Origin of the sequence: Colwellia sp. MT41 (assembly GCF_001444365.1) — a bacterium.
GTDB lineage: Bacteria > Pseudomonadota > Gammaproteobacteria > Enterobacterales > Alteromonadaceae > Colwellia > Colwellia marinimaniae.
The window spans coordinates 2,412,771-2,435,292 of record NZ_CP013145.1 but is presented as its reverse complement, the minus strand read 5'-3'; the positions used below and the strand labels follow the sequence as shown (position 1 = coordinate 2,435,292).

Here is a 22,522-nt window from a genome sequence, read left to right as displayed (position 1 = left end):
ACTCAGGATACTTCAAGATGCGATTTTCAGTCATTCCAGCTGAAAGTTGTATCTAAGGTTAATTGACATAAATACCTAGAGTTACTCTAGGTGCCACTTTTTTTTGGAGAAGCGTGTGTTGAAGTATAAAATACGTTGCTTTAAATTTTTAAGCATAGTTTTACTTATCATCAGTAGTAGTGCCTTTGCTATTGATACCGATGGTGATGGCTATGATGATGCCATTGATCTATTTCCTAATGACCCACTTGAATGGTTTGATACCGATCTCGATGGTATTGGTAATAACAGCGATCCTGATATTGATGGTGATGGCCTTGATAATGGTTATAGTTTTCCTTTTGGCCCCGACAATAACGATGATGGCGATCTTGTTATTAATTTTTATGATCCTTTTCCGAAAAACCATCATGAATGGTTAGACACAGACAATGATGGTCTAGGTAATAATGAAGACACCGATGACGATAATGATGGTGTGCCTGATTTGCTCGACGTATTTCCCCTAAATCCCCTTGAAAGTATCGACACAGACAATGATTCTATCGGCAACAATGCTGATAGTGATGATGACAATGATGGTGTTATTGATGTTTATGATGTCTTTCCCCTAGACCCTTTAGAAACTATTGATACAGATTTTGATGGTATTGGTAATAACGCTGATTTAGATGATGATGGTGATGGCGTTTTAGATGTCGATGATGCCTTTCCCCTAGATGCGAGTGAATCACTTGATATTGATGGTGATGGCGTGGGTAATAATGCCGACGCCGATAGAGATGGCGATGGCGTTATCAATGGTAATGATGTTTGGCCCGATGACCCTAGTGAATGGTATGACACCGACCTTGATGGTATAGGTAATAATGCCGACCTTGATGATGATGATGATGGCGTTTTAGATGTCGATGATGCCTTTCCCCTAGATGCTGCTGAAAGTGTAGATACCGATAATGACGGCATAGGGAATAATGCCGATGCTGATGATGACGGTGATGGTGTATCCGATGCTTTAGATAAATGCCCACTTGATCCATTAGAGCGCCTTGATACCGATAATGATGGTATATGTGATGGTCCAGATCTTGACGCTGATGGTGATGGCACCCTTGATATCAATGACGCGTTCCCTTTGGATGCTTTAGAGCAATTTGATACCGACAATGACGGTATAGGTGACAATAGCGATAATGATATTGATGGCGATGGTGTCGATAATGCGACTGATTTTGCGCCGTTTGATGCCACAGAATTTATTGATACTGACGGTGATGGCATTGGTAATAATGCCGATTTAGATGATGACGGTGATGGTGTACCAGATGTAAGTGATGTATTTCCATTAGACAATAGCGAAGATACTGACACCGATGGAGATGGTATTGGTGATAATAGTGATGCTGATATTGACGGTGATGGCATTGCTAATGGCAGCGATGCTTTTCCTTTTGATATGTTAGCAACAACAGATACCGATGGTGATGGTATCCCTAATGTTACCGATACCGATGATGACGGTGATGGTGTACTCGATGTTAATGATCTATTTCCATTAAATCCAGCTGAATGGTTAGATACCGATGGTGATGGCATAGGCAACAACAGTGATGCTGATGATGACAATGATGGCATTGTTGATGGCAGCGATGCTTTTCCGCTAGATGTTAGTGAGTACCTAGATACTGATGGTGATGGTATCGGTAATAACAGTGATACCGATGATGATGGTGATGGTGTACTTGATAGCCAAGACGCTTTTAGGTTAGATGCAAGTGAGTGGTTAGATACCGACGGTGATGGTGTTGGCAATAATACTGACAGTGATGACGACAATGACGGTTATCCTGATAGTAACGATGCTTTTCCTACCAATATTCTAGAGTGGTTCGACACTGACGGTGACGGTATCGGTAATAACGCCGATACTGATGATGATGGTGATGGCGTTTTAGACGCTGATGATGCCTTTAGATTAGATGCTCTAGAATGGCTAGATAGCGATGGTGATGGTATAGGTAATAACGCCGACAGTGATGATGATAATGATGGTTATATCGATAGTGAAGATGACTTACCGCTAGACCCACTAGAGTGGCTTGATACCGATGGTGACGGTATTGGTAATGTGAGAGACCAAGACGATGATAATGATGGTGTTATCGATGCGTTAGATTTATTTCCGCTCAATCCAAACGAATTTGAAGACAGTGATAACGATGGTTTAGGCAATAATGAAGACAGTGATGATGATAATGATGGTATCCCAGATCACCTAGATGAATTTCCTTTTGACCCCAGTGAGCAAAATGATACTGATGGCGATGGTATTGGTGATGTCCTAGATACCGATGATGATAATGATGGTTATTTAGATTTTGAGGACCAACTGCCACTAGATGCCAGTGAACATATTGATACCGATGGTGACGGTATTGGTAACAATGCCGATCTTGATGATGATGGCGATGGCATGAGTGATGAATTTGAAATATTGTATGATTTTAATCCACTGGATGCTAATGATGCACTGCTTGATACTGATTCTGATGGCGTTACCAACGCAGCAGAAGCGTTAGCACACACAAATCCATTATTGGATGATTATGCCCCTATTATTACCCCGCCACAGGCGCTGCATATCAATGCTGAACATACCTTTACCCTACTAAATTTACAGCAGCTAATCGATTTGACCCAAATTTCCGTACGTGATGGCTTAGACGGTCAAAACTGCTGTGGTTTAACGGCGCTGGGTTTTGAAACCGGCCCTAAGAATGTTAGTTCAGGTTTACAGACCATAATTTGGCGAGCAGTAGATAAGGCCGGTAATATTGCCACCACAGCGCAAGTATTAAATATTCACCCCTTAGTGAATTTTTCATCGGCGCAAGTGGTGGCAGAAGGTGGTATTGCCCGAGTTGAGGTCATTTTATCGGGTGAGGCACCTGCTTATCCAGTGACGGTACCATTCACCATTACCGGCACGGTCGATAATGCCGATTATAATGTGTCCGATAATAAAATAGTAATAACGCAAGGCACGGCTGGTTATATCGATATTCAGCTCAATAATGACTTTCAACTTGAAGCTGATGAACAGCTCATTATTAGCTTTGCACCAGGGGTTAATGCCGGCGTACAGGCAAAACATATTATCACGGTAACAGAAGGTAATGTTGCCCCTAATATCAAGATAGCGGTCTGGCAAAAAGGCATAAGAGTCCCTAGCATTGCTAAAAATGATGGTGAGGTGAGGGTGGTGTTAACCATTACCGACTCGAATAGCCAAGATACTCATCAGATAGAGTGGCAAATACCTGACTACTTAAATGCAGTACTTACCAGTGATGAGCTACAGCTAGTTTTCCCTGCTGATGGCGTTAATTTACCTGAGATAAATAAAGGCTTGATAAATATCACGGTCACGGTAACTGACAGCGGTACTAGCAGCAATAGTGGTAGTGCCGAGTTGTCGCAAACTAAACAGCTTTTCTTGCCTTTATTTGTCAGCCAGAAAATATTAACTAGCGAAGATAGTGATAACGACGGTATCAGTGACATTGTTGAGGGTTATAGCGACGATGATTTAGATGGCTTACCTGCTTATATGGATAACTCAACCATTCCGTATCTACAGCCACTCCATGTGAATGCTGCGGTAGTTAAATTGGCAGAAACTGAGCCCGGCTTACACTTAAGACTGGGTAAATTTGCTCTGCTACAAAACTCCGATGGCCTGCAACTATCACAGCAAGAAATACTCGCCACTGGCTTAGTTGAGCAAGACAGCCTAGTCAATACCATGGGATATTTTGATTTTGAAATACACAATATTTACCCTTTTGGTCGTTCAGTTGCTATTGTTTTACCGCTTAGCGAAGCCATCGTTGAGTACTCTGTTTATCGTAAAGTCAATGGCGAGCTACAATGGGGTGATTTTGTCGAAGACAGCAATAATGTACTTGCCACTAGTGCCGCTGTTAATGGTGTTTGTCCGCCGCCACACAGTGAACTTTATCAAGTAGGTCTCAATGTCGGTGACACTTGTTTAAAATTAATTATTGAAGATGGCGGTGCCAATGATAGCGATGGTATTGCTAATGGTGTCATTGATGATCCCGGAGGTATCGCGGTGGTTGACAACAATACTATTTCATTGGATGTTACCCCGGAAAAAGTGAGTAGTGGTAGCGTCTCTTTCTGGGCACTGCTAACGCTAATGCTGTTACTTTATTTACGTACTTTGAGTTTGAAAAAACAGCTGAAATTTAACCTTTAACTGAATATGGCAAGGCTCTCATTTTGAGGGCCTTTATATTTACCAGTAAATCACAATAAGTTAATCAAAGAAGAAAATTTGCTTTAATTGACCGTAGATTATCGATAAAATCATATTTGGGGTTGAATCCTTGGCATATTCTTGCTCAAATGGCGCCCCATAGTCATAAATAATTAACATAGGTTAATTAACTTGCATGTTTAGCGCAATTTATCGAATAAATTGTACAAGGGTGTAAGAATTAACCAAGAAAATAAGCAACCGCCATCTAAATGAAATATTCCCGCGTTTTTATTAATAGCTTAGCGTATGAGCTGGCCCCTGAAGTGGTAACCAGTGCAGAGCTTGAATCTCGTTTGACCCCCTTATATCAAAAGCTTCGTATTCCTATGGGCCAGCTCGCTGCCTTAACAGGAATTGTCGAACGCCGTTGGTGGCCAAAAGATCACATGCTTTCCGATGGTGCTATTGTCGCCGCGCAAAAAGCAATGCATGAAACTGGCATTTCTGCTGCTGATTTAGGTGCTGTAGTGTATACCGGTGTTTGTCGTGATCAACACGAGCCGGCCACGGCTTGTCGTATCGCAGCAAAACTTGGCGTGTTAAAAGACACGGCAATTTACGATATCAGTAATGCCTGTTTAGGGGTACTCTCGGGTATTTTAGATATTGCGAATCGTATTGAACTAGGACAAATTAAAGCCGGTTTGGTGGTTTCATGTGAATCGGCACGTCATATTGTTGATGTGACCATAGATGACATGCTGGCCGAGCCAACCATGCAGAATTATGCTAGCTCTTTAGCAACCTTAACCGGTGGCTCAGGTGCAGTAGCTGTGTTACTGACTGATGGAAGTTTAAATTTAACCACCGACCGTAATCATCAATTATTAGGGGCAAGTCACTTATCGGCACCCGAGCATAATAATTTATGTCAATGGGGCTTAAAAGAAGTGGGACCGCAATTATTTCGTGAATTTATGCGCACCGATGCCGTCAATTTACTGAAAGAAGGTGTATCTTTAGCAAAAGATACCTGGCTACACTTTTTAGAGCAACGTCAGTGGGTTGAAGAGCAAGTTGATAAGGTTATTTGTCATCAAGTTGGCGTGGCCAACCAAAAGAAAGTATTAACCGCCTTAAATATTCCGGTAGAAAAAGAATTTCCTACCTTTAAGTATCTCGGTAATATGGGCACAGTTTCTTTACCCGTTACCGCGGCAATGGCGCATGATCAAGGCTTCTTACAAAAAGGCGATAATGTCAGCTTTTTAGGCATAGGTAGTGGTTTAAATTGCATGATGTTAGGGCTTAAGTGGTAGTTATGCTAGAAAGTCAGTCAGAAAACAAGCTAGATAAATTGTTAACAAAATCTTTTCCTTTTACCCGCAACTATATCAATCGTAATGGTCATCAATATCATTATGTCAATGAAGGCCAAGGCTCGCCCGTTGTTATGGTTCATGGTAATCCTAGCTGGTCTTTCTATTACCGTAATCTGATCAGCGCATTAAGTGAAAATCATCAATGCATAGTGCCAGATCACATTGGTTGTGGTTTGTCTGATAAGCCTGGGGACAAAGACTATGATTACACCCTAGCTAATCGTATCGATGATCTAGCCGCATTACTTGCGCACTTAGACGTAAAAGAAAATATTACTCTGGTCGTACATGACTGGGGCGGCATGATAGGCATGGGCTATGCTGCGCGCTATCCGGAAAGGATCAAACGTCTGGTTATTTTAAACACCGGCGCCTTTCACTTACCTAAAGCAAAAAAATTACCTTCAGCGTTATGGCTGGGTCGAAATACCTTTATCGGTACTGTCCTAGTCCGAGGCTTTAATGCCTTCTCTAGCATTGCCTCGATTATCGGCGTTAAGCGCAAGCCTATGGCTAAAGAGATTCGTCAAGCTTATGTGGCGCCTTTTAACTCATGGCAAAACCGTATTTCAACCTTGCGCTTTATTCAAGATATCCCGTTAAAACCAGCTGACAGAAACTATCAACTGGTTACTGACATTAGCGAAAATCTAGTGCAGTTCAAAAAATTACCTATGTTGATTTGTTGGGGCTTAAAAGACTTCGTTTTTGATAAACACTTTCTAGATGAATGGCAACAACGTTTTCCTCATGCAAAAGTACATGCTTTTGATGATTGTGGTCACTATATTTTAGAAGATGCCAGTGATGAAGTCGTGCCGCTAATTAATAACTTCTTAAAGACCAGTGAAGCGTCCTTATCTTCATAAGTAATAGCTTAATAAGACCCTAACTTAAGTAGGAAACGACACATGACAGAGACAATGGCTGCTTCCAAAGAAGCAAACTTGTGTCGCCACCTCGCACATGCCGCCATAACAACACCTAAGGCGTTAGCGGTTGCCGTACAAAAATACCAACGTGGCCAACTTAACTATCACGAAATTGATTTTGTTACTTTGCACCAGCAAAGTGATGCCATTGCTTATGCGTTAAATGCTTACGGGCTAAAAGCTGGCATGAAAGCAGTGCTGATGGTAACGCCAAGTATTGAATTTTTTGCCCTAACCTTTGCCCTATTTAAAGCGGGTATTATCCCTATTTTAGTTGACCCTGGTATGGGCATTAAAAACCTTAAGCAGTGCTTTGCTGAGTCGGCACCGGATGTTTTTATTGGTATCCCCAAGGCCCATATAGCGAGAATGTTATTTGGTTGGGGTAAAGCCAGCGTTAAAAAATTATTAACGGTCACTGAAAATGGCATTGGCGCAGATGTGTTGGCTACACTTATTGGTGGCATGAGTTTAACCACCTTATTAAAGCGTTATCCGGTAAAACCAGGGCAAGCGTTTACTATGGTAAAACTTAGCGATGATGAGATGTCAGCCATTTTATTTACCAGTGGTAGTACCGGTATACCTAAAGGTGTGGTCTACAGCCATAAAATGTTTGAGGCGCAAATTACCGCGCTAAAAGAAGACTATGGGATTAAACCTGGCGAGCGTGATTTAGCTACCTTTCCGTTATTTTCATTATTTGGTCCGGCATTAGGCATGGCCTCTATTGTCCCTGATATGGATGCCAGTAAACCGATCACCGCCAATGCTGACTTTATCTTTGCCGCCATTGAAAAATATCAATGTACTAACTTGTTTGCTAACCCAGCACTGATTGAAGTGTTAGGGCAGGCGGGAGTACCCGATAGCTCAGCTAATAAACCTTTGCTCAAGGCTTCAGTTAAGGAAATAGTTAAGCTAAACAGTTTAAAGCGGGTGATCTCTGCGGGCGCGCCAGCAACCTTATCGTCAATAGCGCGATTTACTCAATTACTGAGCGACAATGTGCCCGTGTTAACTTCATATGGCGCAACCGAATCACTACCACTGACTAAAATTAGCAGTGCAGATCTACTGGCAACCAGCCATATCACCGACAATGGTGGCGGTATTTGTGTCGGTAGTCCGGTTAAGGGTGTTGAACTGAGCATTATCGCCATCAGTGAAGATATTATTGACACTTGGTCTGATGAGCTAGTATTACCCGTCAACACTATTGGTGAAATAGTGGTTAAAGGCGACATGGTGAGTCATCAATATTATCGTCGAGAGTTGGCGACAGCACAGGCTAAGATTCGTGATGGCCAGGAGATTCGTCATCGTATGGGCGATTTAGGTTATCTTGATGCATCAGGTCGACTGTGGATGTGTGGACGAAAAGCCCATCGTGTTACCACCGAAACGGATGTGCTCTTTTCTATTCCTTGTGAACGAATATTTAACATCCATAGCGCAGTGAAACGCACCGCTTTAGTGTCGGTAACGATTTACCAGAAAAGTGTGCCTTTGCTTTGTGTTGAGTTAACCGATGAAGCCAAAAAAGATGATAAATTTGATGAGACTATGCTGTTTTCAGCGTTAAAAGTGCTAGCACTTGCTCATAAACAAACCTCCGCGATTTCCCACTTTTTAATACATGATGACTTTCCGGTTGATATACGTCATAACGCCAAAATATTCCGTGAAAAGCTTGCCGTTTGGGCACAAGCAGAGCTTGACTAATTTTGCCGATAACTAGAGCTAAAACATGACAGAACAAACCCACAACAATACAGCTAGTGAAATTAGTTCAGCAATGACAGCCGATTTTAACCAAGCTGTGCAAGCGCCACTGAGTGAGCTAGCCAGGCAAACACAACATGTGTTTGTCACCGGTGCTGGCGGATTTTTAGGTACAGCCATTTGTCGATTACTGCGTTTGGCAAATATCAGCGTCACCGGCTATGCTCGGGGTCATTATCCAGAGTTAAGTCAAATGGGCGTAACTATGGTGCAAGGCGATATTGGCGATTATTCTCGCCTTAAAGAGGCGATGCACTGCTGTGATCTGGTCTTTCATGTCGCCGCTAAAGCGGGCGTTTGGGGCAGTAAAGACGATTACTTTCAAGCGAATGTGCAAGGTACAGAAAATATTATCCGCGCTTGTCAGGAGCTCGGCATTACCCGCTTGGTTTATACCAGCACCCCTAGTGTTACTTTTGCTGGCGTGGATGAAGCCGGTATTGATGAATCGCAGCCCTATGCCGATAACTTTTTAAATTACTATGCTGAGTCAAAAGCACTAGCAGAGCAGCTGGTCTTGGCGGCATCAATAGACTCTAATCAAGATGTTCAGCAAAATCAGTCGCTGAAAACCGTTGCCTTACGTCCGCACTTAATTTGGGGGCCAAATGATCCTCATCTTGTGCCCCGCGTCCTAGAGCGTGCTCGTGCCGGTAAGCTCAAACTTGTCGGCAAAGAAGATAAACTTGTTGATACCATCTATGTTGATAATGCCGCCTATGCGCATATTTTAGCTGCTATTGCTTTGGCAAAACCTCAAGCGAATTGTCTTGGCAAGGCTTATTTTATTAGTAATGATCAGCCCATCACTATGGCGGCTATGCTCAATAACATTCTTAACTGTGCTGATCTACCGCCAGTAACAAAACGCGTCCCCAGTGGTGTTGCTTATGCCGTTGGCGCAACGTTAGAGTGGCTTTATACACTGTTGAATAAAAAACAAGAGCCTATAATGACGCGTTTTGTTGCCAAACAACTTTCTACCTGTCATTACTTTGATATCAGTGCCGCGAAAAAAGATTTAGGTTATATGCCGCTTATTAGCATTGATGCCGGCATGAAACAACTTAAATTATCTTTAGAAAGTCGCAAGTAAAGGCTTAGTTATCGTTAGCTATTCGCTAGCCAATTACCGAGCAGTTCGGCGTTTAGTAAAATAGCATTAAATAAAAAATCATTAAGTAAAGTGAGTATCATGAGTAAAATTTACCATCATCCCGTACAAATATATTATGAAGATACCGACCACTCGGGTGTCGTTTATCACCCTAATTTTCTCAAGTATTTTGAGCGCGCGCGTGAGCATGTTATCGACAGTGATAAGCTGGCCACCTTGTGGCAAGAAAAAGGCTTAGGCTTTGCGGTTTATAAAGCCAATTTGATTTTTCAAGACGGCGTTGAATTTGCGGAAATTTGCGACGTGCGCACTAGCTATCAATTTGAGGGTAAATATAAGACCTTATGGCGACAAGAGTTATGGCGTCCTAATGCCAGCAAAGCCGCTGTTATTGCTGACATTGAAATGGTTTGTTTAGATAAACAAAAACGCTTACAGCCTATTCCTGAAGAAATTCTTACGCCACTTTCTACAGGGTAAAGTTACAAAGTAAACTAGTGAGCAAGTTACAGGGGGCTATTTCAGCGCCCTAATAGGGTTCATGGGCGATTACGAACAATCTATTTAGCTTCCCTTAGCATTTATTGGTTTAATGGTTTTTAATGTAGAGCTAAATTTTCTTAGATGAAAATATCAGGTGTGTACATGGGGGTTTGCTTTAATAGATTTGTATTGAGATAACTCCGCCCGAATTTACCACATTGTTGACTTTAACATTTGAGAACTTTCACTAAAATTTGTGTATGTTTTGATCTACAGCGGACATGGCTAAACAATCAAATTACACTGGTAGTTTCCCGATAGCGGACGTTCCCCATAGATAAAACATGAGGCTTTTGATTATAACTTTTGCAAATGAGTCGTTCAGCCTGCAAATCACCAGACACCCACTTAAAATAATTAATACCTAAGTTCAATAAATCATCGTTTCTTATTTACATTGGGCCGAATTTTACTTTGATTTTTATGGTGTCGAAGATGGTCTGCAAACAAATGCACAAAAACAGAGTTTTCATCCAATTTGAAATCACCAGACACCCACTCAAAATAATTAATACATAAGTTCAATAAATCATCGTTTCTTATTTACATTGGGCCGAATTTTACTTTGATTTTGATGGTGTCGAAGATGGTCTGCATGAAATCACAAGACACCCACTCAAAATAATTAATACATAAGTTCAATAAATCAACGTTTCTGATTTACATTGGGCCGAATTTTACTTTGATTATTATGGTGACGAATAGAATATTTATAACAATGCACAAAAACAGAGAATTCATCAAATTAAAGGCACAACTAGCCTTAAGTAACTAATGTATCTAGATGAGTTATATGGATTATTAAGCAAGTAACTTTTGGCAAATTGACACCGTTGCGCGTTTTTTTAAGTGTTGATGTTCACAAAAATCCGTGAGTGCTTGCGCTCTACCCACTGCGCCATGGAAACATTGCCTAAATTGTGTAGTTAACACCAACCAGTTTTCGTGACTTATGCCTAAGCGGGTTAATATTTCAGGTTGGGCTTTGTCAATATAACCGCGTTTATCCGCTCGAATACAGCGGCCAGTTACATCAAGCAATTGTATATAGTCACTTAATTCAAACGGTAAACCTGTTGGCATGTTCTTTCTTGGGTTACCAATAAAGGGCAGTAGTTGTTGGGCTTGTTGCCCTTTAATCGCGGCTTGTATCCGTCGTTGAATGCTGGTGTAGTTTGATGTTTCTGGGGTTTTAGCTACATTAGCTCTAATTGTGAAATCACCAGACACCCACTCAAAATAATTAATACATAAGTTCAATAAATCATCGTTTCTTATTTACATTGGGCCGAATTTTACTTTGATTATTATGGTGACGAATAGAATATTTATAACAATGCACAAAAACAGAGTTTTCATCCGATTTAAGGCACGACTAGCCTTAAGTGAGTAATTGATCCCGATGAGTTATATGGATTATTAAGCAAGCAACTTTTGGCAAATTGACACCGTAGCGCGTTTCTTTAAGTGTTGATGTTCACAAAAATCCGTGAGCGCTTGTGTCCTTCCCACTGCGCCATGGAAACACTGCCTAAATTGTGTAGTTAACACCAACCAGTTTTCGTGACTTATACCTAAGCGGGTTAATATTTCAGGTTGGGCTTTGTCAATATAACCGCGTTTATCGGCTCGAATACAGCGGCCGGTTAAATCAACCGTAAGCGTATAGGGATCGGCACCTAGCCGCGCTCAATATTCCATGGTAACAGCGGTTCAAGGTTGTTTGGTTGCTCAGCAATATGTTGCAAGCATCTTGAGATATAATCATGCACGACTAGGCCATTAGCCTTAGCCGTTTCAACGAGACCACAAAAATCACCAGACACCCACTCAAAATAATTAATACATAAGTTCAATAAATCATCGTTTCTTATTTACATTGGGCCGAATTTTACTTTGATTTTTATGGTGTCGAAGAGGGTCTGCAAACAAATGCACAAAAACAGAGTTTTCATCCAATTTAAGGCACGACTAGCCTTAAGTGAGTAATTTATCCCGATGAGTTATATGGATTATTAAGCAAGCAACTTTTGGCAAATTGACACCGTAGCGCGTTTCTTTAAGTGTTGATGTTCACAAAAATCCGTGAGCGCTTGTGTCCTTCCCACTGCGCCATGGAAACACTGCCTAAATTGTGTAGTTAACACCAACCAGTTTTCGTGACTTATACCTAAGCGGGTTAATATTTCAGGTTGGGATTTTTCAATATAACCGCGTTTATCGGCTCGAATACAGCGGCCGGTTAAATCAAGCAATTGTATATAGTCACTTAATTCAAACGGTAAACCTGTAGGCATGTTCTTTCTTGGATTGCCAATAAAGGGCAGTAGTTGTTGGGCTTGCTTTCCTTTAACCGCTGCTTGTATCCGTCGTTGAATGCTGGTGTAGTTTGATGTTTCTGGGGTTTTAGCACTCTTAGCTCTAATTGGATTTAAATCAACATAAGCCATACAGGCTATTAACGCGGCTTCATCAAGCAAGGCTTGAGATTTAAAACGTCCTTCCCAAAACCTGCCGGTACACTTATCTTCTCGATTGGCTTGTTTAGCAATGGTTTCATTTAAAATACGCATAAACCAACTGATATCCATCAAGCGCTGACGATAAACCTTGGCGGTTTCGTTTACAACCTGTTGTAAGGTATCAATAAGTGGCTCACCCCGTAAATATTGCTGGGTTAGCAAAGTGCCTTTAAATAACTGATGCCAACGGCTAATCACTTCATGCATTGTCCATGACTTCGCTTGCTGCTCATCAATAAATAATACCAAATGGGTATGATTACTCATGACTGCATAAGCACAGACATCGATAGCAAACACCTCACTTAATACCTGTAGTTTATCGGCGACCCAAGCACGTCTATGCTCATAACTTTGCCCGGTGTGTTTATCTTCACCACACAGATATGCCCGCCGAACACAACGAGATACACAATGATAATAAGGCGTGTCAACTAAGCTTATTTGTTGTTTTCTTGCCGTGGCCATAATAACTCTCAATGGAAATTTATTGATTATTATTTAAGCATAGTCGAGTCACTCATTATTTCCATTTGAGTGGGTGTCTTTTAAATTAAGGAGAGGAATTTAAGGGCTATAACGAGCAATAAAAAGTAGATTTACATTACTCTGTTATCGAACATTATTTAGTTGCTAACACCATAACCTTTGGTATCTAAGACACTTGAATTACTTAATAAAACCGGATATCTTTAGAATACACCAACCATTGTAATCATGAAAATTTAACAAGGAAAACTAACAAATGAAATTTTTAATTTTACCGCTGCTATTACTAAGTAGTACAGCATTTGCAGCAGAGCCTTTAACAAAAGTCGAAAAAGGTGAAGTTGAATTATTACTTGCAGAAGCAGCCAGTAAATTATTATACCTAGAGCGCGACTGTGGTAAGCCGATGGATGTTGAAAAATTTAAAGAATTAGCTAAAATCAAAGCTTTTTCAGAAGGTTATATGACTATTGAAGGTATCAGTTGGGAACGTGTTAAGAAAAAAGCACACCAAGGTTACGGTATGTTAAAAATTGAAGCGCCACTAGGCGAACTTTGTGATGATTATCGTGCACAAATTAAAGGTAATTATAGATTTTTAAAAGAGATTTAATGCGTCCAGAGTAAATATTAGCAAAAGAGCTGTAGTTTTAGCTCTTTTTTTTTGCCTAATTTTAAGCTTTGTCTTAGGGGGGGTGATATCAGTTGGCTATATTTTACTTTAGCTTTATTTACTTTAGCTTTATTTAGTAATTTTTACTAGCAGATTAAAAATAAGCCTTTTCAAAGACATAGTTCAACCTTAAATAAATTTCACGTTGATTAGTATAAATTTGGTCATAGGTAGCATTGTGGGTTTTAGTTATTTTAGCTCCTAGCAATAAATTAAGCTGTTTGGTTAGTTTACGGGTATGGGTGAACTCTATTTCCACATCTCTTTCAAAAGCAGGTTCATTACCGAGAAAACGTTGGGTATCTCGTTTAGTACTGTCATATTTTATCAAAAGCCGATTACTTGTGCCCTTTGAACTACGGTGCTTTATGATGAAAGTAGAAAAATTTTCTAAGTAGAGCATTTTTTTATCTAACTGGTAATCTCTATATACATGTGACAACTCGACCTGAATGTCTTGGTAAATAAATTTAACTCTTGGCTTGAATTCATACATGGTTCCTAGTACTAAGTTATCAGCATCGGCGATGTCGCCAACTCTACCATCTAAACCAACCGTTAACGGTGAGAAAGGTGATGTTTCAAAGTACCACTGTAAATATCGTTCATCGAACAGGGGAGCGTTGTCACCTAAAGCTAATGAAGCTTGATTAATTCTATTTACTGCCCGTTCCTTTATACGTATCCCAGGTCTAAAAACGGTTTGATAACTCCCTCTAAACTCGGCCCAAATATCGGCACTACGTTCTATTTTCTCACCTTTTTGTGAGTTTAATGCACTAAGTACTAAATAGGCTCTTCCTCTAGATTTTCCTTCATCTTGCTTAAATGTTTGAAAGTACCAGTTTCGACCATAGGCGATATTATAAAGTTTATAATCCACTCTTTTTACAAAACCTAGATCGGCTCTAAAATCAGCACCGACATCAAAGTAGTTGGCCCAAAATAACGTCTTTTGCCCGGTGTGTTTATACTTAATTTGTAAGGCATGATCTTCCAAGGTACGGTTAGCATCAGCCCTGAGCACACTTGTATTAGTAGCACACTCACCTAATAAACATTCTTGCTCAGGTGGAATTTCGGTACAACCGTTATCATTACATAGGTCTTCTGCAAAGAGAGTGGTGTAATTGCTTTTAGAATATGCTAGTTGGTATCTAAGTTTATCATCTATGCCTAAATTGATTAGCCCGTCGGTAGAGATAAGTGTATTCTGGTATGAATTTCCTGACCTACTTGTTGCCAATACTCCGTAAGCACTGCCTTTGTTCGCGGTAATATAACGAAATGCAGCGGTTTCATTGCTAAAATCTGTTAACTCTACTTTTTCAGAACCTAGATTATCTGGCATAACCAAAGTAGTCTGTAGATCTTTCACCCATAAAACATTACCGCTCGCTTGTATACCTTCATGAGAAAAACTAGCGCCAAAGCTTGGTTCTATTAAATTTCGAGTGTATACCAGAGGTAAAAGTGTTGAATATTGCTCCATGCTCTCTTGAAAAAAGCTTCTTTTTTCTGGTTGAAAAACATTAAACGGGTTGTTGATACTGTCCCTAATGATATCAGCTTCAACTTCAGTGAAATTTGGATTAACAGTAATCGACAGTTTAGTCGCACTGGCTATTGTTAAACTGGTATCAAAACCCACATTAAAACTATCTTGATCAGCGACTTGTTTGAATTGTTCACCAAATTTTCTTTTCTGATTTGGATGCCTTATCGCATAACCTTTTAAGTTAAACGTTTTTTTTTGTTGAAAGAATTCTTCGAATGGCTCATCACTTTTTTCTGCTAATTGTTTTGCCTGTAATTCTGCGATGTTGGGCGGATGAATAATATAAACACCTCCCATAGTTCGGCTTATATTTCTTGGATAGCTACGTTTAAGAATAAGCATCCAGGTGTTTTTTTCATTGATATTAGCTTTGGGTTGTTTTAATGAATCAATAGGAATGGCAATTTCAACCAAATAACCCGTAGGAGTAATTTTAGCTGCAGCCTGCCATTCGGTATCCCAGTCATAAATATATCGATCACTGATGGTATTTTGCAAAATGTCTGATATAGAGCCGCTAGGGTTAACTCTAAATTCATATTTTCTTCTTAAATTTCCGGTCGGGTCAATAACAACTGAAATATAATCATCATTCTTAATACCGTCTCTTTCTCTTATGGCCGTTCTTAATTTTGAAACATCGGGGTCATAGGCATTAAAGGCAAAATAAACATGAGTGCTGGTAGTGCCTATTAATACATCGGTATCAACTACAGCCTTACCAAAACGCTCTGGATAAAGCTCCATCGTTAATTTTAGTACCTCAGATTTTGCCCAAAATGCATCCTTTAATTCACCATCAATCACTGGAGGGTTTTCTATCACGGATAAAGAGATAGTTTTAATGTTTTTAGGATCGAAGGAACGAGCTGCCGAATCGATAGCGTCCAGATCGTGTCCTGGCTCATCTTCAACAGCATAGGCCGGAAAAAAAGCTATAGAGGTGAGTAATATGCATTTGAAATAAAAAATAATGAATAATTTTCTTTCAATAAACAATTTTACCTCCTTGTTTCTTAATTTGTAGTTAACAAATGTTACTAAATAATAACAAAGTGTCAACAGTATATTACTTGAAATAAGGCTAAAGGGGATAAATAAAGCATTTTGGCTGGTAGCACAATACCCGCAGACGTAGAGTTCCACCTTTGAGTGGGTGTCTGCTATATTTTCGCTATATTTCGTTTGAGTGGGTGTCTGCTATATTTCGGCTATATTTTCGCTATATTTTCTAAGAGAGGGATGGGTCAAGGTTCACTACCCTAATCTAATCAGAGTTTTTAGATTAGGGGTTCTGAACCGCCCTGTGCGGAGGCGCATGCAGGGTGGTGTGGGGCTGGAGGTTAGATACCTCTGGCTACCCGATTAGGCTTTTACTCTGATTTGTTAGCGATTTTTTGCAAGTTTTCATGAATTTTAAATAAAACAATTAGTAGTTCACACCAAATTCTTGAGCCAATAGCGCCAAAAATAATTATACCTAAGCCAGCTAGAAAACCACCGCCATATTGTGTAAACATTGACCCAAGACCTGAAACTAAAGTGCCTAAAAGCATAAGCCAATAAACAAAAGTGATAATTTTAGGGGTTAACATCGAGTCGAAAAAAAATATATCTTTCATGGGTAAGTCCTTTTTATTATTAATAACTCCAACATAAACATACGCAAGGCTAACGGAGTTTTTGAAAGCCTAACGCCTCGTTAAGCGGATAAAATAAGCGACAAAGGAGCAAAAGCCAACTGTTTTTTGTCCTTGTTTAATTTCTTATTAGGCTTTTATGTACTCGTAAAAATGCTTAGTGTCGACGTTAATTTTTAGAGGCTCATTGGGATCGTTATTTAAATACCCTTGTGTAAAAATAGCGATTCTCCATTCATCTTGAAGTATGAATGGTTCAACTGGATCTTTACGTAAAACATCTGTATTTATCGATTTAACTGCTATCGATGGGTTACCATCGAGTTTAAGTGCCGCGCTATTTAGATTATGAGACATAGAAAGCGCTGTACGTTGATAAGCTACTTGCCCGAATCTATATGAGGTCACAGGTAATTGCTGTGAAACTTGAAAAAGTATCTCCGCACTAAGGTCGGCGAGACACCTGACACCCATAGTAAAACCACCAAATTCTTGCCTGACTTTATCTGCGATACTTGTGCCGTGCATTGAGATTATGTAATGAGGAATAATTTCAGTACCAATAGTTCCGTTACCTTCTAATGATAAAGCTTGAGCAGATGGTGGTTTAAAATGTAGAGGGAAACTGCATTGTGTCCCGTTAATACCCTCTGATTTATCAGCTCTTGTTTGATCCTCGATATTTCGATAATAATGACTTGAGCGTAACCATAAAGAACCACTTGTTAAAGTGGAATCGTAGACAGTTTTATCTACTGTCCTAAAAATAATGGGGCGATCTAACTTAGTCTGGATACTATTCATAAACTCGAACCTTTAGAAAAGCCTAACAGCTTATTATGGAGCCGGCTCAGTAATGTCCGTTCCATAATTAAAATTTAATTTACATTAATGTCCCACAAATTCAAAGAATTAGAAACTACTGCAACCAATTATTTAATGAAATATAGGATGTTACTAAGCCCGCCCAGTAATACCCATCATAGAAAACGCTATAAATCACACTAAGATCAATCAAATAGACGTTTATTGGTGTTTTTTAGGAGTGTTACTGAGCCGGCTCAGTAACATGACATAAAATATTCATTAGAAAATATAGGACAAAAAACTTATTGCTAATGACGGCTTAGCGCACAAAGTGCCCCTTAAATAGAACTCTGTTAATGAAAGTTTTAGGCTCACAGTTGCCATTACAGCTATTAAACCTAGCGATAAGTTGACCCTAATGAAAATTCTCTTTTAAGACTTCTATTCCACTTTAGCGGGCACATAGCGCCGTAGAAATAATATTAAAATATAAAAATTACTCGTCACTAAAATTAAGTTTGTAGTCATCATAAGGTTTGAATTTTTGGTTAATCGTTTGGCTGATATGGTTCAATATCTCGTGCTTAACAAATTCCTTCTATAGTACTCATCAATATAACAAGTTGATAATTATCAACTAATTCATATCATAATTCTTATTGTTGACTTTTTTTTTAAAGTGTGGCTATACTTTGAATTCGAAATGTGAACGTTTGTTCGTGTTTATATTTGTTTATCTTTAGTGTTTATTTGGCCTAGAACAAAAAAGAATTTAATATTTATAGGGTTGTTTATGGATTTTATTGATTTAGTCGTTATTGGTGTATATTTTTGTGTGTTAATAGGCATCGGTCTATATGCAGGCAGTAAAATAAAAAATGCTGAAGATTATATGGTAGCTGGGCGGTCATTAGGTTTTCCTGTATTACTAGGAACTTTGGTTGGTTCGGCTATTGGTGCTGCGGCAACATTTGGTAAAGCAGGTAAGGCCTATGAAGTAGGTTATGCGATATTGATTGCTACTGTTGCTTATGTCTTAGGTTACATTGTCCTTTGCTTTTTAGCGCCAAAACTTCAACAAGCTAAAATTGATACCATTCCTGGAGCATTGGAACGTCGTTTCGGCAAACCTATGCGTATTATTGCGGCTGTTGTTTTAGTACTTGCTGTTATTGCATTGTTTGGCGCGCAGTTAATTGCCATTGGCCTAACCGCAGAGGCGGTATTCTCTGATTTTGGTATAACGTTTGAGTACGCTGTTGTTATCGCAACTGTCGTCATTATTGTTTATACCCTTGTCGGTGGCTTATTAGCGGTAGCCTATAATGACTTATTTCAAACTATTATTATGTTAATTGGTGGTGGTTTACTCTTACCTATTTTTTTAACGATAGATCTTGGTGATCAGTTTAGCAGCGCGCTAGTTTCTCCAGCTATTGATTTTTTAGGAGGTATGCATTGGGGCTATGTACTGTCATTCTTTCCTATTTATTTCGCTTTTGTATTAATCGACCCAACTATTTGGCAAAGAATTTCAGCCTCTAAAAATAGTGCTGATTTAAAACCTGCATTTATAGCAACAGCTTGTATCTTTATGTTCTGGAGCTTAATTGTTGTCACACTAGGCGTAATTGCCTTTAATATTTTGCCTGACTTAGCTCATCGCGATAGCGTTATTCCAACACTCGTTTTGAATCATATGCCTCCTTTGGTTAAAGGCATTTGTTTAGCCGCTATTATGGGGATTATAATTTCGACTGCAGATTCCGCTCTTTTAGTTACTGGTACAACGGTTAGTACCGATTTAGTTAAAGTGCTAAAGCCTGAAATATCAGATAAACAACAGCTTCTTATTACTCGAATTACTATTTTTGTTGTCGGTATATTTGGCCTTATTTTTGCGCTACAAAAAAGCAATATCTTTGAAATAATGATGCTTTCTTTAGCCATTTTTGTTTCCGGTTTATTTGTACCTGTTATGTCTGCCTTATTTTATAAAAAAGCCACTGCAACCGCAGCATTAACTTCTGCCATTGTTGGCGCAGTCGTGCAGTTATCTGCTTTTTTTGCAAAAATGCAAGGTTACTTGCCCGAAGGTGTTGAGCCCATTTTATTAGCCTTGGTGAGTAGTAGTTTCGCCATGTGGTTAATGAGTCAACTTACCTATAAACCATCATTAGCTACCCAACCTTTGCTCATTAATCTTAAAGCTAAGTAGTGAGCTGGTTACTTTTATTTTCTCTCTGTTTGAATCAAATTATATCTGAGGACATCTGTTATGCCTGTTAAATATCACCTTGAAGGGAATGTTGCCGTTTTTACTATAGATAATGGCAAGTTAAATCTTTTTACCATGGAAATGCACGAACAATTTTACCGTAGTTATTTGCAATTTATGGATGACGATAATGCCAAAGTTGCTGTGCTTACTGGCGCAGGCGAAAACTTTAGTGCTGGTGACGATTTAAAAGAATCAGATACTGAGATAAAGTCACGAAAAAACTTACGCTGGGATGAGTTACTTCTTAATCAACGCAGAACTAAGCCGATGATCAGCGCCATCAATGGTTGGTGTTTAGGACAAGGTATTGTTTATAGCTTATTACTTACCGATATTCGTATTGCTGGGACCAGTGCTCGCTTAGGCTTCCCTGAAATAGCTTATGGCATGGGCGGTATTAGTGGTGCAACCCGTTTAGGAATACAAATACCAGCAGTACATGCGGCTTACTTAGCATTAACAGGGGAAAAAATTAACGCGCAGCAAGCTAAAGAATATTTTTTAGTGAATGAAGTAACCAGTGATGGAGAGTGTTTCTCCCGGGCGATGGAGATTGCTAATCAAATTGCCCGTCATCCACTTATCGCCATTAAAACTGAACTTGATGGCTTACATCGTGGTACTGAGCTTTCACGCTCAGGTGCTTTGCAACATGCTACCGAGCAATATATTAATCAACGTAAGTGGCACTTGGCAGCTGGTCATAGTGCAGTTGAAGATTTAAAGAATCGCTCAAGCAGTGAAAAAGGTAAAAAATAATGTCATTAGAAGCTGAATTACAAGCCTATTTCACTAAGAAGCAGCATATTGAAACGGGCATTAACTTCCCCGAGAATTTTCGTGAATTATTAGCTTTTGCTAATGAAAATTATGGCGATAAAACTGCCGTCAATTTTTTTGAACAAAAATCAATAAAAGGTGTAGGCGTACAGTTAACCTTTGCTGAGTTGCATGATAGCGTTTATCGCTTAGCTCATGGTTTAACACTGAAAGGTGTGAAAAAAGGTAGTCATGTTGCCGTTATGATGACTAATAGGATTGAATTTCCTATTACTTGGTTAGCACTTGCTGTTTTAGGCGCAGTAATGGTGCCAATTAATACCAGTTATACCGGTGAAGAACTGGACTATATAATTAATGACAGCGATGCTGAGTACATTGTTACTGAAGATAAATTTTTAACTGTGTTTGACGATATGACAGCAATGCCAGCAAGCATTACCGCTGCTCAAATTATTGTTGCTAGCTCTTTAGAGAACCCTCAAGACGCAGTTTTTCAGTCTTGGCATGATGTTTGTGCATCAGGACAGGCTGATTTTATTCCTGATTGGCCTTTGCACAGTACTGATTTACTCAATATTCAATATACCTCAGGCACCACTGGTTTTCCTAAAGGTTGCATGCAAACACAAAAATATTGGATATTACTTGGTTGTGTTGTTGAGTCGATGATGGACTATACCATTAATAACATTCTTACTGACCATTCGTTTTTTTACATGGATCCCCAGTGGCAACTGGTGATGGCACTGCATTGTGGTGCTCGCTTAAATGTAGCTGGGCGTTTATCCGCATCAAAATTCATTGAACGTATCAAAACCTATGATATTGAAATGGCGTGGGTCCCTAGACCATTACTTAGCCAAGCAGCATCACCTGAAGATGTTAACTTACCATTGAAAAAACTCTTTATCGGCGGTGCCAGTGCCGAGAACATTGTTAATTTACAACAACGTTTTGGCATTAAGGTAAGTAACGCCTATGGTATGACTGAAATAGGTCCTGGCTTAATTGTCCCTGAAGAAATTTCAGATGCTGATGTACTTGGCACTTGTGGCCTAATGGCACCTTTTAGGCAATGTAAGGTGGTGTTAGAAAACGGTGAAGAAGCTAAGCGTAATGAAGCGGGTGAGTTATGGATCAAGGGCGACGGCATTTTTAATGGTTACTATAACAAGCCAGAAGCCAATGCAGAGTCTTTTGTTGATGGTTGGTTTCGCACTGGCGACAAGTTTATTCAAACTGAAAAAGGTTACTTTAAAATAATTGGCCGCTTTAAAGATATGATTCGTCGCTCTAGTGAAAATATTTCAGCCATGGAAGTTGAACATGTTTTGTCACTACATCCCTTAATCGAACAAGCCGCTGTTGTACCTATAGCTGATGACTATCGTGGTGAAGAAGTTAAAGCCTATATCTTGTTTAGAAATGAAGATAAAAGATTATCGCCTGAGCAAGTTATTGCACACTGCCAAACGCGGTTAGCTGCGTTTAAAATACCTCGTTACATTGAGTTTGTAACCGACTTCCCTTATACGCCCAGTAAAAAAATTGCCAAACATAAGCTTGTTGCTAATAACAAAAATGTGACTGGAAACTGCTGGGACAGTAAGCAATTAAATTAACCACTCTATCAATAACAATAACAATAACAATAACAAAAAATAAAAATAAAAATAAAAAATCAACAATAAATATAATTATTATATAACAAAAAGGTGAAACACT

Annotated in this window: 16 protein-coding genes; 10 read left to right on the top strand and 6 right to left on the bottom strand. The window is 39.4% G+C overall.

Annotated elements, in window-relative coordinates; translation table 11 throughout:
* Positions 1–115 precede the first annotated feature (115 nt).
* The 6 genes from CMT41_RS10390 to CMT41_RS10365 all read left to right on the top strand — a co-directional run bounded on the left by CMT41_RS10390 (position 116) and on the right by CMT41_RS10365 (position 9,981).
* Positions 116–4,282 carry a thrombospondin type 3 repeat-containing protein gene (locus CMT41_RS10390; RefSeq protein ID WP_058027203.1) on the top strand — a complete coding sequence of 1,389 codons (4,167 nt, stop codon included), beginning with the start codon at positions 116–118 and terminating at the stop codon, positions 4,280–4,282.
* A gap of 272 nt (positions 4,283–4,554) precedes the next feature.
* Positions 4,555–5,604 (top strand): 3-oxoacyl-ACP synthase III, encoded by a 1,050-nt coding sequence (locus CMT41_RS10385; protein ID WP_057181227.1) that lies wholly within the window; start codon positions 4,555–4,557, stop codon positions 5,602–5,604.
* 2 nt (positions 5,605–5,606) lie between these two features.
* A complete protein-coding gene (locus tag CMT41_RS10380) occupies positions 5,607–6,536 on the top strand; it encodes an alpha/beta fold hydrolase (protein ID WP_157466357.1) in 930 nt (309 codons plus the stop codon).
* 42 nt (positions 6,537–6,578) lie between these two features.
* Positions 6,579–8,324, top strand: a complete 1,746-nt coding sequence (gene oleC / locus CMT41_RS10375; RefSeq protein WP_058027202.1) for an olefin beta-lactone synthetase — start codon at positions 6,579–6,581, stop codon at positions 8,322–8,324.
* A gap of 25 nt (positions 8,325–8,349) precedes the next feature.
* Entirely contained in the window at positions 8,350–9,480 is a 1,131-nt protein-coding gene (oleD, locus tag CMT41_RS10370) for a 2-alkyl-3-oxoalkanoate reductase (RefSeq protein ID WP_083494266.1), read from the top strand.
* A 99-nt stretch (positions 9,481–9,579) separates the two neighbouring features.
* Entirely contained in the window at positions 9,580–9,981 is a 402-nt protein-coding gene (locus CMT41_RS10365) for a thioesterase family protein (protein WP_058027201.1), read from the top strand.
* An 864-nt stretch (positions 9,982–10,845) separates the two neighbouring features.
* On the opposite strand, the gene CMT41_RS10360 is transcribed toward CMT41_RS10365, so the two are convergent.
* The 3 genes from CMT41_RS10360 to CMT41_RS10355 form a co-directional block, all read right to left on the bottom strand.
* The gene (locus CMT41_RS10360) at positions 10,846–11,304 is read right to left on the bottom strand and encodes a hypothetical protein (RefSeq protein WP_058027200.1); all 459 of its coding nucleotides are present in this window, start codon (positions 11,302–11,304) and stop codon (positions 10,846–10,848) included.
* Positions 11,305–11,723: 419 nt separating this feature from the next.
* Positions 11,724–11,900 carry a transposase domain-containing protein gene (locus CMT41_RS18695; protein ID WP_198149737.1) on the bottom strand — a complete coding sequence of 59 codons (177 nt, stop codon included), beginning with the start codon at positions 11,898–11,900 and terminating at the stop codon, positions 11,724–11,726.
* Positions 11,901–12,059: 159 nt separating this feature from the next.
* Entirely contained in the window at positions 12,060–13,034 is a 975-nt protein-coding gene (locus tag CMT41_RS10355; protein ID WP_058027199.1) for a transposase, read from the bottom strand.
* Positions 13,035–13,311: 277 nt separating this feature from the next.
* On the opposite strand from CMT41_RS10355, the gene CMT41_RS10350 reads away from it, so the two are divergent.
* Positions 13,312–13,668, top strand: coding sequence for a hypothetical protein (locus CMT41_RS10350; protein ID WP_057181223.1), 357 nt, complete (start codon positions 13,312–13,314; stop codon positions 13,666–13,668).
* A gap of 154 nt (positions 13,669–13,822) precedes the next feature.
* Here CMT41_RS10350 and CMT41_RS10345 read toward each other — a convergent pair whose 3' ends face one another.
* The 3 genes from CMT41_RS10345 to CMT41_RS10335 all read right to left on the bottom strand — a co-directional run bounded on the left by CMT41_RS10345 (position 13,823) and on the right by CMT41_RS10335 (position 17,730).
* On the bottom strand, positions 13,823–16,285 hold the full coding sequence (locus CMT41_RS10345; protein WP_058027198.1) for a hypothetical protein: 2,463 nt from the start codon (positions 16,283–16,285) through the stop codon (positions 13,823–13,825).
* 374 nt (positions 16,286–16,659) lie between these two features.
* On the bottom strand, positions 16,660–16,908 hold the full coding sequence (locus CMT41_RS10340) for a DUF4282 domain-containing protein (protein ID WP_058027197.1): 249 nt from the start codon (positions 16,906–16,908) through the stop codon (positions 16,660–16,662).
* 147 nt (positions 16,909–17,055) lie between these two features.
* A complete protein-coding gene (locus tag CMT41_RS10335) occupies positions 17,056–17,730 on the bottom strand; it encodes a hypothetical protein (protein WP_058027196.1) in 675 nt (224 codons plus the stop codon).
* Between the two features lie 796 nt (positions 17,731–18,526).
* Here CMT41_RS10335 and CMT41_RS10330 point away from each other — a divergent pair.
* The 3 genes from CMT41_RS10330 to CMT41_RS10320 are packed head-to-tail and all read left to right on the top strand — an operon-like array spanning position 18,527 to position 22,419.
* Positions 18,527–19,951, top strand: a complete 1,425-nt coding sequence (locus CMT41_RS10330; protein ID WP_057181220.1) for a sodium:solute symporter family protein — start codon at positions 18,527–18,529, stop codon at positions 19,949–19,951.
* Positions 19,952–20,011: 60 nt separating this feature from the next.
* Positions 20,012–20,773 carry an enoyl-CoA hydratase/isomerase family protein gene (locus tag CMT41_RS10325; protein ID WP_057181219.1) on the top strand — a complete coding sequence of 254 codons (762 nt, stop codon included), beginning with the start codon at positions 20,012–20,014 and terminating at the stop codon, positions 20,771–20,773.
* On the top strand, positions 20,773–22,419 hold the full coding sequence (locus CMT41_RS10320; protein ID WP_058027195.1) for a class I adenylate-forming enzyme family protein: 1,647 nt from the start codon (positions 20,773–20,775) through the stop codon (positions 22,417–22,419). Before CMT41_RS10325 ends, CMT41_RS10320 begins: the two co-directional genes overlap by 1 nt.
* Positions 22,420–22,522 lie beyond the last annotated feature (103 nt).

Bases quoted from the DNA above. Each gene is read 5' to 3' on its own strand.
- CMT41_RS10385 (WP_057181227.1), top strand. From the start codon at position 4,555: ATGAAATATTCCCGCGTTTTTATTAATAGCTTAGCGTATGAGCTGGCC.
- CMT41_RS10380 (WP_157466357.1), top strand. From the start codon at position 5,607: ATGCTAGAAAGTCAGTCAGAAAACAAGCTAGATAAATTGTTAACAAAA.
- oleC (WP_058027202.1), top strand. From the start codon at position 6,579: ATGACAGAGACAATGGCTGCTTCCAAAGAAGCAAACTTGTGTCGCCAC.
- oleD (WP_083494266.1), top strand. From the start codon at position 8,350: ATGACAGAACAAACCCACAACAATACAGCTAGTGAAATTAGTTCAGCA.
- CMT41_RS10365 (WP_058027201.1), top strand. From the start codon at position 9,580: ATGAGTAAAATTTACCATCATCCCGTACAAATATATTATGAAGATACC.
- CMT41_RS10355 (WP_058027199.1), bottom strand. From the start codon at position 13,034: ATGGCCACGGCAAGAAAACAACAAATAAGCTTAGTTGACACGCCTTAT.
- CMT41_RS10350 (WP_057181223.1), top strand. From the start codon at position 13,312: ATGAAATTTTTAATTTTACCGCTGCTATTACTAAGTAGTACAGCATTT.
- CMT41_RS10340 (WP_058027197.1), bottom strand. From the start codon at position 16,908: ATGAAAGATATATTTTTTTTCGACTCGATGTTAACCCCTAAAATTATC.
- CMT41_RS10335 (WP_058027196.1), bottom strand. From the start codon at position 17,730: ATGAATAGTATCCAGACTAAGTTAGATCGCCCCATTATTTTTAGGACA.
- CMT41_RS10330 (WP_057181220.1), top strand. From the start codon at position 18,527: ATGGATTTTATTGATTTAGTCGTTATTGGTGTATATTTTTGTGTGTTA.
- CMT41_RS10325 (WP_057181219.1), top strand. From the start codon at position 20,012: ATGCCTGTTAAATATCACCTTGAAGGGAATGTTGCCGTTTTTACTATA.
- CMT41_RS10320 (WP_058027195.1), top strand. From the start codon at position 20,773: ATGTCATTAGAAGCTGAATTACAAGCCTATTTCACTAAGAAGCAGCAT.